The 12,186-nt window shown below is 73.1% G+C and carries 13 protein-coding genes and 1 pseudogene; 5 read left to right on the top strand and 9 right to left on the bottom strand.

The features are described from left to right. A partial coding sequence (locus AB0F11_RS35745) for a helix-turn-helix transcriptional regulator (protein ID WP_362183267.1) occupies window positions 1–1,621 on the top strand: 1,621 nt, incomplete at its 5' end. Window positions 1,622–1,667: 46 nt separating this feature from the next. On the opposite strand, the gene AB0F11_RS35740 is transcribed toward AB0F11_RS35745, so the two are convergent. After that, entirely contained in the window at window positions 1,668–1,901 is a 234-nt protein-coding gene (locus AB0F11_RS35740) for a hypothetical protein (RefSeq protein ID WP_362183264.1), read from the bottom strand. Between the two features lie 106 nt (window positions 1,902–2,007). Continuing rightward, window positions 2,008–2,805 carry a DUF4190 domain-containing protein gene (locus AB0F11_RS35735; protein ID WP_362183261.1) on the bottom strand — a complete coding sequence of 266 codons (798 nt, stop codon included), beginning with the start codon at window positions 2,803–2,805 and terminating at the stop codon, window positions 2,008–2,010. Between the two features lie 137 nt (window positions 2,806–2,942). Here AB0F11_RS35735 and AB0F11_RS35730 point away from each other — a divergent pair, with 137 nt between their 5' ends. After that, complete coding sequence (locus tag AB0F11_RS35730; RefSeq protein ID WP_362183258.1) at window positions 2,943–3,527, top strand: GNAT family N-acetyltransferase; 585 nt, start codon at window positions 2,943–2,945, stop codon at window positions 3,525–3,527. On the opposite strand, the gene AB0F11_RS35725 is transcribed toward AB0F11_RS35730, so the two are convergent. Then, complete coding sequence (locus AB0F11_RS35725) at window positions 3,458–4,909, bottom strand: amino acid permease (protein ID WP_362183255.1); 1,452 nt, start codon at window positions 4,907–4,909, stop codon at window positions 3,458–3,460. The genes AB0F11_RS35730 and AB0F11_RS35725 overlap by 70 nt on opposite strands. A 110-nt stretch (window positions 4,910–5,019) precedes the next feature. Here AB0F11_RS35725 and puuE point away from each other — a divergent pair, with 110 nt between their 5' ends. Further along, window positions 5,020–5,940, top strand: coding sequence for an allantoinase PuuE (gene puuE / locus AB0F11_RS35720; protein WP_362183252.1), 921 nt, complete (start codon window positions 5,020–5,022; stop codon window positions 5,938–5,940). Between the two features lie 22 nt (window positions 5,941–5,962). Here puuE and AB0F11_RS35715 read toward each other — a convergent pair. Continuing rightward, a pseudogene (locus AB0F11_RS35715) lies at window positions 5,963–6,214 on the bottom strand (DUF2199 domain-containing protein); the annotation flags it as partial. 65 nt (window positions 6,215–6,279) lie between these two features. Here AB0F11_RS35715 and AB0F11_RS35710 point away from each other — a divergent pair. Then, entirely contained in the window at window positions 6,280–7,059 is a 780-nt protein-coding gene (locus tag AB0F11_RS35710) for a hypothetical protein (RefSeq protein WP_362183249.1), read from the top strand. A 78-nt stretch (window positions 7,060–7,137) separates the two neighbouring features. Here the strand turns inward: AB0F11_RS35710 and AB0F11_RS35705 are convergent, their stop codons facing one another. The 4 genes from AB0F11_RS35705 to AB0F11_RS35690 all read right to left on the bottom strand — a co-directional run bounded on the left by AB0F11_RS35705 (window position 7,138) and on the right by AB0F11_RS35690 (window position 10,172). Further along, window positions 7,138–8,058, bottom strand: a complete 921-nt coding sequence (locus tag AB0F11_RS35705; protein WP_362183270.1) for an aminoglycoside phosphotransferase family protein — start codon at window positions 8,056–8,058, stop codon at window positions 7,138–7,140. 84 nt (window positions 8,059–8,142) lie between these two features. Next, window positions 8,143–8,379: a hypothetical protein gene (locus AB0F11_RS35700; protein WP_362183246.1), complete on the bottom strand. Its 237-nt coding sequence runs from the start codon at window positions 8,377–8,379 to the stop codon at window positions 8,143–8,145. 47 nt (window positions 8,380–8,426) lie between these two features. Next, the gene (locus AB0F11_RS35695; protein WP_362183243.1) at window positions 8,427–8,594 is read right to left on the bottom strand and encodes a hypothetical protein; all 168 of its coding nucleotides are present in this window, start codon (window positions 8,592–8,594) and stop codon (window positions 8,427–8,429) included. 99 nt (window positions 8,595–8,693) lie between these two features. After that, window positions 8,694–10,172, bottom strand: coding sequence for a DUF6056 family protein (locus AB0F11_RS35690; protein ID WP_362183240.1), 1,479 nt, complete (start codon window positions 10,170–10,172; stop codon window positions 8,694–8,696). Window positions 10,173–10,402: 230 nt separating this feature from the next. Between AB0F11_RS35690 and AB0F11_RS35685 the strand changes: the two genes are divergently transcribed. Next, window positions 10,403–11,911, top strand: coding sequence for a hypothetical protein (locus tag AB0F11_RS35685; protein WP_362183237.1), 1,509 nt, complete (start codon window positions 10,403–10,405; stop codon window positions 11,909–11,911). A 33-nt stretch (window positions 11,912–11,944) separates the two neighbouring features. Here AB0F11_RS35685 and AB0F11_RS35680 read toward each other — a convergent pair. After that, on the bottom strand, window positions 11,945–12,186 hold a 242-nt coding region (locus AB0F11_RS35680), incomplete at its 5' end, for a hypothetical protein (protein ID WP_362183234.1).

Raw genomic sequence — 12,186 nt, 5'->3', positions numbered from 1 at the left:
CCGCGACCGGCACGCGTACGCCGATGCCGCCCGGCACCTGGCGGACGCCGTCGCCGTGCTGGATCCGGCGGACCCGCAGCGCGCCCCGGCGCTGATCGACCTGGCCCGCGCCGAGTACCTGGCCGGGCGGTACGACGCCAGCCTGCGCCACTGCGACGAGGCCTCCGAGGCGGCGGGCGCGAGCGGCCGGCCGGCGCTGCTCGCCGAGGTGGCCCTGGTGCTGCAGGGCGTCACGTTCCCGCGGGCCGCGCAGGCCATCGCCCGGCTGTGCGGGGCTGCTCTGGCCGTGGAGGACCTGCCGGGGGCGGTGCGCGCCCGGCTGCTCGCCCAACTCGCCACCTCGGCCGAGCTCGATGCGCCGGAGGAGGCGGCCCGGCACGCCCGCGACGCCCTCGGCCTGGCCGCGGCCACCGGTGACCTGCGGGCCGAACTCGACGCCGCCCGGGCCGTGCAGATGACCCTGGCGCATCCCGACGACACGACCGAGCGGCTGCGCCTGGGCGCGCTGGCCGTGTCGCGCGCCGAGCAGCTCGGCGATCCGCTGGCCGCCGTTCTGGGCCACCAGTGGCGCGTCCAGGCCGGGTACCTGCTGGGCCGGCTGGACCTGGTGGACGACGCGGTCCGCGGCATCGAGGCGGCCGTGGCCCGTTCCCCGCTGCCGCTGGCCCGCTGGCACCTGCTGCGCGTCGGCGCGGCCCGCGCCGAACCGGAAGGCCGGTTCGCCGAGGCCCGGCGTCTGGACGAGGAGGCCGCCGAGCTCGCCCGGGCCAGCGGGGACCAGTCCGCCACCGCGGTGGGCCATGTCCTGCACCAGCAGTTGGCCTGCGTGCGCGGCGACGCCGGGGAGCTGACCGAGGCGATGTGGCGCGACCTCGACCGGGCGCCGAGGCACCCGCTGCTGCTGTCGATGCGGGTACGGGCGCTGTTCCTCGCCGGGCGGCCGGAAGAGGCGCGGGACTTCTACGAGCGGCTGCGGCCGCTGCTGCCGGTCCCGACGGCGAATCCGTCGTGGCCCGCGCTGCTGCTGAACCTGGTGGACGTGATCTGCCTGGCCGGCGATGCCGAGGCCGCTCGGCTGGTGTACGAGCAGCTCGCGCTGTTCAGGCCGTACCCCGGGGCGCTCGGCACGCCCACGGCGTACTTCTCCGGCACGGTCAGTCGCGATCTGGGCCGGCTCGCCCTGGCCGCCGGCCGGCCGTCACAGGCCGAGGAGCTGCTGCGCGAGGCGCTGGTGCGCAACCGGGCCCTCGGCGCACGGCCGTACGTGGCGCTGACCTGCTTGGACCTGGCCGCCGTCGTACGCGACAAGGGGGCACTCGCGGAGGCTGCCGCCCTGGCCTCGGAGGCGCTGTCGATCGCCGACCGGCTCGACCAACCCGGCCCCTGCGCCGCCGCCGGACGCCTGCTCGGCGAGATCGCCGACCGGCGGGACAGCGCCGATCCGCTGACGCCGCGCGAACGCCAGATCGCCGAGCTCGTCTACCGGGCCCGTACGAACCGGCAGATCGCCGACGACCTGGTGATCTCCGAACGCACGGTGGAAACCCACGTCCGCAGCATCCTCTCCAAGCTCGGCTGCGCCAACCGCACAGAGATGGCGGCCCGATGGGCGCGGCGCTGAAGCGCGTACGGGCGCCAGGTGACGGGCGACGGGCGACGGGCGGGCCTCAGGCGACGGCCGGGCGCTGAGCGACGAGGCGGGCCAGGTGGGCCTCGCGCAGCTCCTCCCACGGGGTGCAGTCCTCCACCGCGGGGAGGCCGTTGGCGGCGATGTCCTCCAGGACGGCGGCCAGCCGGTCGGCGTCGGCCCGGGTCCTGGCCGCGTACGCGCGCAGGCCCTCGGCGGCTGCGGGCTCCAGCGGCTGCCGTGCGGTGTCGGCGGGGGCCGGCTGTTCGCTCATGGGGCGCTCCAGGGGCAGAACTGGCGTGTGCCACCACGGTATCGCCGCTGCCGGGGCCGGGGGACCACTCCTGGAAAGCGGTCCCCCGTACCCGCCCCCGCGCGGGTCAGGAGCCGGTGGCGCGGAGCGAGCCGGTGGTCGGGCCGCCGGGGTTCCCGATGAAGCAGGTGATCTCCCGGTCTCCGCCGATCCACGTGGCGACCTGCGGGTAGTAGTAGAACACCTCCAGGGACTCGGGGAGCTTGGCGTTCTTGCCCACGTAGTCGGTGAGTTCGGGGCCGGCGCACTTCTCCTCGGCGGTCGAGACGACCTTGTCCTTGCCCGGGTACGCCCCGTCGTCCAGGCGGAAGACGGCGTACGCCTCGCCCTCGTGGGGCTGGGTGCAGGGCACGATCTTCACCGAGGAGCCGCCCTGGCCGCCGTCCTTGTCGCTGTACTGCGCCAGCTTGCCGCCCGTGTCGAAGCAGTCCCCCTTGCGGATGTCCTCCAGGCTGACGGAGCCCGGGGTGGTGACCTGGCCGCCGGTGTCGCGCTTCGGCGAGGGGCCGTCGTCGAGTGCGCCGGAGAACCCGAGCGTCAGCACGACCGCGTAGAACGCGATGGTGGCGCCGTGGATGGCGATGGCCGCGATGGCGAAGCCCTTGCCCTTTTCGCCCCGGTTGCGGATCTGGGAGAGGGCGACGAAGCCGAGGATCAGCGGGACCGTCGGCACCGCGCAGAGGATGGACATGCCGAACGCCACGATGGCCAGGGCGTTCATCTTCTGCGGCGCCATCGGCATCGGGGGCGGCGCGTACCAGCCCTGCGGGCCGCCGTACGGCCCGGGCTGCTGCCCCGGCTGTCCGTACGGGCCCGGCGGGGGGTACGGCCCGGGGGACGACGGCGGCTGCGGCGGTATGGACATGGGTGTGGTGCTCCTTGCACAGAAGGTGAGGCAAGCAACCTACAACCAGGCGCCGACGACCTCGGGCGGGGGTTGCACCGTAGGGTGGGGCGGGCAAGCAGCAAACGTACGGGAGCGGTCGGGCATGGGGGGGCGGCGTGGACGCCGTGGGGATCGGGTCCATCGAGACGCGCAGGCTGAGCCTCGTACCGCTCGCCGTGGAGCACGCGGAAGAGATGGCCGAGGTGCTGGCCGACCCGGCGCTCCACGTCTTCATCGGCGGAGCCCCGCACTCCCCGCAGGCGTTGCGCACACGGTACGAACGCCTGGTGGCGGGCTCCCCCGATCCCGGGGTGCGGTGGTGGAACTGGGTCATCCGGCTCCGTGAGGACGCACGCCTCGCCGGGACGGTGCAGGCCACGCTGAGCTCTGCCGGAAACGGGTGGACGGCCGAGGTCGCCTGGGTCGTCGGGACTCCGTGGCAGGGGCGCGGGATCGCCGCCGAGGCGGCCCGAGGACTGGTCGCCCGGCTCCGGGCGTACGGCGTACAGGCGGTCCGCGCCCACATCCATCCGGACCACCACGCATCGGCAGCCGTGGCCGCGGCCGCGGGCCTGGCTCCCACCGGTCACCGGCACGAGGGCGAGATCAGGTGGGAGACGGCGGCCGCGTCCTACGCCGGCGGGCCCACACCCCCCGTCGTGTCGGGCCCGGGGCGCCCGGCCAGCTTGGAGTGCCGGTAGGAGTAGCCGAAGTAGATGACCAGACCGACGAGGAACCAGACCACGAAGCGGATCCACGTCTCCACGCGCAGGTACGTGATGAGCCAGATCGAGGCGATGACGCCGACCGCGGGGGTGAAGGGCATCAGCGGCGTGCGGAAGGTGCGGGGCAGGTCGGGACGGCGGTAGCGCAGCACGATGACGGAGGTGCACACGACGGCGAAGGCGAGCAGGATCCCGATGTTGGTGAGCTCCGCCGCCTCGCCGATCGGCACGAAGCCCGCCAGGACCGCCGATGCCACGCCGACGATCCAGGTGACGCGGGTCGGCACGTGCCGGGTCGGGTGGGTCTTGGCGAACCAGTGGGGCAGCAGTCCGTCACGGCTCATGGAGAACCACACGCGGGTCACGCCGAGCATGAACGTGAACATCACCGTGAGGATGCCGATGATCGCTCCGACCGCGATGACGTCGGCGACCACGGGCAGCCCGACCGCCTTGAAGGCCGAGGAGAAACCGCTCTCCGGGTCGATCTCCGTGTACTTCTGCATGCCCGTCAGGACCAGGCAGGCCAGCACGTACAGCACCATGGCGATGGCGAGGGAGTAGATGATCGCCCGGGGCATGTGCCGCTGCGCGTCCTTGGACTCCTCCGCCGCCGTGCTCATGGCGTCGTAGCCGAAGACCGCGAAGAAGACCGTGGCCGCGCCGGTGAAGGCGCCGCTCACCCCGAAGGGGAAGAAGGGCGTGTAGTTGTCGGTGTTGATGTGGAAGAAGCCGACGACGATGACCAGCAGCACGACCAGCACCTTGAGGCCGACGACGACGGTCTCGAAGCGTGCCGCACTCTTGATGCCCAGGTTGAGCAGATAGGCCGTGAACAGGCACAGCACAGCCGCGATGAGGTCGAAGCGGTGCCCTGCGCCGGTGCCGGGAGCGCCCAGCATCCAGGTGGGCAGGCCCGCGCCCGTGTCCTCCAGGAGGAAGTTGAAGTACCCGGAGATGCCGATGGCGACGACCGCGACGATGGCCGTGTACTCCAGCAGCAGGTCCCATCCGATGAACCAGCCCGCCAGCTCGCCGAGGACGGCGTACCCGTAGGTGTAGGCGGAGCCGGCCTTCGGGATCAGGCCGGCGAACTCGGCGTAGGAGAACGCCGCCGCGGCGCTGGCCACACCGGCGATGAGGAACGAGAGGAGCACGGCCGGTCCCGCGACGCCGTTGGCGACCGTCCCGGCGAGCGTGAAGATGCCGGCGCCGATGATGCCGCCGACACCGATGGCGGTGAGCTGCCACAGGCCGAGGGTGCGGGTGAGCTGCTCGCTGGCTGCGCCTTCGGGCTCCTCGATGTGCTCGATCGGTTTGCGACGGAGTGCGCCCTGGCTCGACCACAGTGTGGTCATGCTCCGTTCCTTTCCGTCGGGGTTGACGAGCAGTAACGAGCGCACATCATCGCGGACGGACCGCCGTGGCGGAACTAGGCGCTCCGGCGGCTTTCGGTAGGGTGCGGCGCGTGTCCGAGCCCGCGTCCGACCACCACCGCGATTTCGTCGGCTACGGCGCCGAGCCGCCGCATGCCGCCTGGCCCGGCGGCGCCCGGGTCGCCGTCAGCCTCGTCCTCAACTACGAGGAAGGCGGCGAACGGAACGTCCTCGAGGGCGATCCCGCCTCGGAGGGGTACCTCCACGAGCTCGTCGGCGCGCCGCCCGTGGTGGGCGGGCGCGAGCTGAACGTCGAGTCGATGTTCGCGTACGGCTCGCGCGCCGGGTTCTGGCGCATCCACCGCACGCTCGCGGCGCACGGCGCACCCCTCACCGTCCACGCGGTGGGGCAGGCACTCGCCCGCAATCCGGACGCGGCGCGCGCCATGGGCGCCGCCGGCTGGGAGGTGGCGAGCCACGGGTGGCGCTGGATCGACTACCGCCACGTGCCCGAGGAGGTCGAGCGGGCCGACATCGCGCGCTCGACCGCCACGATCGAACGACTCGTCGGACGCAGGCCCGTCGGCTGGTACACCGGCCGTACGAGCCCCCGTACGCGGCGCCTCGTCGCCGAGGAGGGCGGCTTCCTCTACGACTCCGACGACTACTCGGACGACCTGCCGTTCTACGTGGAGGCGGCCGGCCGCCCGCACCTCGTGGTGCCGTACAGCCTCGACGCGAACGACTTCAAGTTCCTGATCGTCCACGGCTTCACGACCGCCGACGACATGCTCACGTACCTCGTCGACACGTTCGACGCGCTGCACACCGAGGGCGCCGACCGGCCGCGCATGATGAGCGTCGGCCTGCACTGCCGGATCACGGGCCGCCCCGGCCGCATCCGCGCACTCGACGGCTTCCTGAAACACGTCGCCCAGCGCGGCGGCGCCTGGCTCACCACCCGCGAACAGATCGCCCACCACTGGCTCACCACCCACCCGCCCCTGCGCTGACCCGGCTTGACGATGCGGGTTGTCAGCCGTCACTGCTTTCGCCGCCGCCGGCGTGGAGCACGGCCGCCGCGATCTGCCGTACCCGGTCCAGGCTGATCCCCGTGCGCTGTTCGACGGCGAGGGGGTGGTCGGTGGGTTCCAGCTCCACGAAGGGGCGCTCGCCGACCGGGCGGGTGTGGAGGTGCGTCTTCAGGTTGAGGGTCGTGGTCGGGTAGACCGGCAGGTCGGTGGTGAGCCAGCCGAAGGAGGGCTGCTCGGCTTCGCGGTCCGGTCGCACCCGCCTCGCGGCGTAGCCGAATCGTGACGCACCGGGGTTTCGATCACACGTACGATGCGGGCATGATCGTCGCCTCTGTGGACACCAACTCGCCCGAGTACGCCTTCGGCCAGGTGGTCGGGATCGTGGGCGTCGCCCTGGTGGCCATCGTGGTGGTCTGGCGGCAGACCCGCGACTGGCGCGCGCCCCACACCCCGCCCGGTGGCGATCCCGCCGACACCCTGCGGGAGGCGAGGAAGCGGCACCTGATCATCGTGGGCGCGAGCCTGCTCATCTTCGTGGCCGCCTGCGCGAAGGCGGCCATCTCCTACGACTACGAGCCCCCGGCCTCCGAAACGCGGGCACCGGCGGCCGCCTGGGGCGGCTCGGAAGCGAGCGAGCCCCGCACCGGCGCCCTCCCGAACAGCTTCCAGGACTTCCGGCGGATGACGGGTGAAGCCGCCGAACGCGCCGAGGCCGAGGTGGTGGCGGGCCGCAAGATGCCCGAAGGGCTGAGGACCGGCTACTACGACCGGGACGGGGACGGATCCTTCGACCTCGTCGTCGCGGTCCGCAGCGCCGAGTGGGACCCGACGGTACGCCAGGAAAAGGCGAACAAGTCGATCGCGCAGGAGTTCCGCAACGCCTTCGCCGGCGCGAAAGCGCACGATGTGACCAGCTTCGACGCAGGCCAGTACGGCGGCGGCCTGAGCTGCGGCCTGGTTGTCGGGCCTGACGGCGACCAGGCCATGTGCGCCTGGAGCGACGCCAGCACCTTCGCCATCGTGCGGCAGGTGCGGGAAACCGACCTCGCCGCCGCCGCACGGACCACCCTCGCCCTCCGCAACGCCGCCACCCACTGACGACCCGCCACCCGGCCGTCACCTGGCGGCTGCCCCGAATGTCGAGTCGTCCGCTTCGTCGCCGCGTCGCGTTCGCCTTCAGCGGGGTGTCAGGAGGGCTCGGGCGATGCTGGTCTGGGTGGGGTTCATGCGGGTGGCGCCGTCTTCGATGGACCACAGGGTGTTCTGCAGGACGCGGCCGAGGGTCCAGCCGGTGGCGCGGTGGCGGTCGAGGGCGAGGACCTCGGTCATCAGGTCGAAGCGGCGGCGGATCGATCGGGTGATGTCCCCTGAGGCCTCCACCTCGGGCCAGCGGTTCTGGAGGGCGGGCAGGAGGTCGAAACCCGGGTCTCCGGCAAGGGGTTTGGGGTCGATGGCCAGCCAGGGTTCCCGCTCTGCAGCGTGCAGTGGGGCCAGGACGTTGTCGTAGTGCAGGTCCCAGTGCAGGAGGCGGTCGCCCGGCTCGTCGGTCAGTTCCCGTACGGCCGCCGCGCAGGTCTCCACCAGTCGGCGGTCCTCCGGATCCGCCAGCCGTGTCATCGCTCCGGGCGCCGCGTCGAGCATGGCCGCAGCGACGTCCGCCAGATGGCGTACTCCCTCCGGGGCGGGGAGGGCCACCAGGCGGGCCAGGACCTCGGACAGGGTCTGCACGGCTGTGGTCTCGTCCTCGACGGCCGTCAGCGAGCGGGCCGCGTCGAGGCGTTCCAGCAACATGGCGCCCGTCCCGGGGTCGGTGGCGAGGAGGGAGACCGCGCCCCTTCCGGCCCAGGCGGCCAGGGCCAGGGGCTCGTCTCTTGTTTCCTCGTCGACCGGCTGGAGCTTCAGTACGGCCGGCGTACCGTCGGCGCGGAGCACCGGCAGGACCAGCGCGACCGCCCCGTGCCTTGGTGGCCCGTCGAGCCGCAGCTCCCAGCGGTCCATGCAGTCCGCCGCCATAGTGGGGAGGCCTGCGATCCATGCATCACCCGACGCCCCGAACCAGGCGCGGTGCGATGCGGCCAGAGCCTCTGGAATGCGGATGCGGGTGCGGGTGCCGGGAGGGATCACCGGAGCATGCTCTCAGCGGGCAGGGCTGCTGCGCGAGTGGGATTTCCGGCAGCACGGTCACGGCAGGGTCCAGTGGAATTTGCCGCCTCCGACCCAGCGGACCTCGTCCAGGTCGTCGAGGTCGTGGATCGGGACGCCCAGCTCCGCGGCGACCAGCAGTACATCGGTCATCGAGGTCGCCCTGCCGACGAACTCCCCGTCGAGCTCCACGATCCGGAAGGGCGGATTGCCGGGCTGGACGCCCAGGACGGTGATCCGTGCCGGAGAGAGATGAGGTGCCGAGCCTTCTGTCATGGGGAAACGGTTGCACGTCGGGCCCGGCGAGGGGCACGACGACACGGTCAGTCGCCGCCGCCTCCCCCGCAGGACGAGCCGCACGAGGAGCTGCCGCCGCAGGAATCGCCCCCGCCGTCGCCCCACGAGATCCTGCGGCGCCGCCGTTTGGGCCCGCGCAGTACCTGGAAGGCCACCACGACGATGACCAGGGCCATGGTCAGTACGACCGCCATCGTTCTCCCCCGTTCCGTTGCCGGTGCTGTTGCGTCTCGTGGGAGCACGATGCCCCGGCCATGGGCAGTTCCACGCCCGGGTTGAGCAACTTCAGAGCTTCAGCGGGGGTGGATGCGGGGGATGCCGTACCACTTCGCCACGCACGCGGCGGCCCAGTCGCGTTCGTAGGCGGACGTGAAGAACGGTTCGGCGAGGTTTCCGATGTGGAGAGGGGTGTAGCCGATGTCCGCGGCGCCCCGGGCGGCTTCCTTGCGGATGCGGGAGTTCTGGGCGTCCCAGGCTGCGGCGCGGGTGACCGTGGTGGTCGTGAGGTACTGGACGTTCGGTACGAGTACGGCCGCCGAGGCCAGGGCCAGGCAGCCCGCCGACACCGTTGCGGCTGCCACGGGCGCGCGGTGGTCCGCCAGGCGTCGGCGGCCCCATGCCCCGAGGAGGGCGCCGTAGCCGCAGAGCGCCAGTTCCATCGGTACGAGATAGCTCGTCCAGGCGCGGGCGTACGTCCAGCCGGTCGGGCCGTAGCCGCTGCGCAGGCCCAGCACCACCGCGAAGGAGCCCAGTACCACCACCGGCACGGGGAGGAGGAGCAGGGGGATGCGAAGCCTGGTCGGGGGCGGGAACCGGAGTCTGCTGCCCAGGCCCAGGAGGACGCCGGCTGCGGCGGCGCCGAGGTAGGCCCATTGACCGGTGACCACCTCCCACATGTGCAGCCAGTCCCCGAACGCGGCCCCGAGCTCCTTCGCGGAGAGCAGCGGCTCCGCGGCCGGCTGCCGGGCGCGGCGCGAGCGGGCGCCGGGGGACGTGTAGAGCACGATCAGGCCGCAGGCGAGGCCGGAGCACCAGAGCAGGCACCAGGTGAACGCACGCCGGTTCCGCGGCACCAGCAGCGCGACCGCGGCTGCGAGCAGGCCGCTGACCAGTGCGAACGGTTCGCTCAGCGTGCCGATCGCGAAGGCGACGAGGAAGGCCCCGGCGAAGCCGGCCGCGCGGACGGCGGGACTGCGGGTTCGGACGGTGGCGATGCCCAGCAGGAGCGCCCAGATCCCTATGACGCTCGGGAGCGTGTGGGAGATCGTGGCGGGGGCCCACAGCAGGACCTGGTAGTTGCGGGTGCCCGCGTAGTAGAGCAGCGCCTGGATGAGCAGGGAGCAGGTCAGCAGGAGGAGCACCTTGGGGTTTGCGCCCAGTAGGCGGGTGAACTCACGCGCCAGGAGCACCAGGGCCGTGGTGAAGGCCACGACGATCGCGGTGGGGAGGACCTTGATGCCCGTCAGGCCGTCGGCGTAGACGACACCGCTCAGGAAGGCGTTGGTGACCCGGCCGTTCTGGGTCGAGTAGAAGTCGGAGGTGATGCCGAGGACTCCCAGGTCGCGGGACTTCCAGGCGGCGCACCAGTCGTCGGACGTGGGGCGTACGTAGAGGCCGAGGAAGCAGCCGACCGCGATCAGGGCTCCCGCGGCGGACACGAGGACGGCGCAGGTCCCCGGCAGGAGGAGCCGGGGAAGAACGGGGGCGGCGGTCCCGCCCCTCGGGGAGGAGTGCGTGCGGGCATCCTGCGGCGCTGTCGGAGCAGTGCTCATTCACCACCCCTTTGCAGCGAGGGTCGGCCGGCCGGGCCCCCATCGTGTGCACGGGTGTCCGGCGTCGGCATCCCGGACGGGTGAGAACGGGTTACGGGAGGGGGCGGCCGGCACGATCCCCCGGATCCCCCGGTCACCCGGGCGGCTGCGTGCCGTGGCGGCCCCGGTACGGCTCTTCCAGGATGGGCACCGGGGTCCGCTTGCAGGGAGTGCCGACGGAGGGAGTGGTGATGCCCGGAGTGCGGCCTCTTCGGTGGGCGGTGGCGGTGGTGGCCCTGGCGGGTGTCGCCCTTCCCGTGTGCGCCGCCGGGCTGCATGCCGGACGGCCTGCCCGGACTGCGCGGCCGGCGCTCTTCGTCGGGGCCGGGGGTCACCAGGGCCGCGGGGATGCCGAGGGCAGCTACGCGCCCCTGTCGGTGCTCGCCGCCCCGACCGTCGGCCTGCTCTCCAACACGACCGCCGTCGAAGGGGTGCTGTACTCCACCGCCAGGGGTGCGCGGTACGTCGAGCGCAGCAACGTGCTGCGGTTGCCGTCCGGCGGGTGGCGGTACCTTCCCGCCGGCAGGGGCACGTCCGCCGTGGTCCTGCGGGACCATGCGGCGGCGCGACAGCAGATCGCGCAGAGCCGCGCCTGGCTGGCGGCCGGCCGGGTGCCCGGCAGGACTCCGGTGCAGCGGGCGGCGGCCGAGCGGGCCCTGCTGTCCATGCGCGCCCTGCTCCGGCCGAACGGCGCCGTGGCGGCGGGATGGACCCCCGGCTGGCAGTACTCCTGGCCACGCGACTCCAGCTTCGTCTCGGCCGCGTTCGCGCACACCGGCCATGACACGGAGGCCTATCGGATCCTGCGCCACAGCGCCGCGACCCAGCGCAGGGACGGCACCTGGGAGGCGCGGACGAAGCTCGACGGGTCCGGCCCGCCGGACGGCAGGCGGTGGCAGCTGGATGCCAACGGCTGGGTGCCCTGGGCGACGTGGCAGTGGTACCAGGCGGCCCCTCGGGACACCCGGCGCGCCCGGATGAACGCCCTCTACCCGATGATCCGGAAGGCGGCCGACCGCGCGGCGGCGTCCTTGCGGCCGGACGGGCTGCCCCCGGCCTCCCCGGACTACTGGGAGCTGATGACGACCACGCCGAACATCGGGACGGCCGCTCCCCTGCTCGCCGGGCTCAACGCCTCCGCGGACCTCGCGCGGGAGACGGGCCGGCCGGGCGACGCGGCGCGCTGGTCCGGTGCCGCGCGGCGGCTGTCCGCGGCGATCTCCGCGCGCTTCGCTCCCCTGGGCTATCGGCGCACCGTCGACGGGCGCCACGGGTACGACAGCGCGGTGGCGTTCATGGCGCCTCCCTTCAACGCGGCCCCGGCGGGGCTGCCGCGGGCACTGGACGTCACGTACCGGGCGCTGCTGCTGCCCAACGGCGGCCTGACGCCCGGGAACGACCCGGCCGCGCCGTGGGGCGGGAACGCCTGGACGCCCAGTACGTCGTTCTTCGCGCTCGCGTGGGCCGGTACGGGGAGGACGGCGAAGGCCGAACGGGTGCTGGACTGGGTCCTGTCCAAGCGCAACGCGCTCGGAGAGCTGCCGGAGAAGGTGGACCGGCAGGGGCGGCCCTCGTCCATCGCTCCGCTGGCGTGGACGGGTTCGATCGTCGTGCTCTCGCTCGTGGCGCTCGACGGCGCCGGTGGCAGCACCGGCGCCGTCGACGGCGCTGCGCTGCCCACTCCGCCCTTGCGGTCCTGACGGACACCCCGGCCGCGGACCCGGTGGCCGGGTCTACGGCTGCTGTCCGCCGCGGCCGGGGGCCGCCTGCGTGCGGCCGGCCAGGGCCACCATCCAGGGCTGGACCGCCCGGTGCCAGGGGCCGGCGGGGCGGCCGCCGTCCGGCCGGGATCCGGTCGAGGGGGCCGACGCGATGTGCAGGCCGGCGTCCAGGCCGAGGGCCGCCGCGACGGCCGTGCCGTCCGGCTCGGCCACGGCCGCCGGTGCGCCCGTGTAGAGCATCTGGGACTCGTACC

The organism is Streptomyces sp. NPDC032472, assembly GCF_040636955.1.
Taxonomy (GTDB): Bacteria; Actinomycetota; Actinomycetes; order Streptomycetales; family Streptomycetaceae; genus Streptomyces.
The sequence above is the reverse complement of the archived record's forward strand: the minus strand, read 5'-3'. Positions and strand labels throughout refer to the sequence as shown.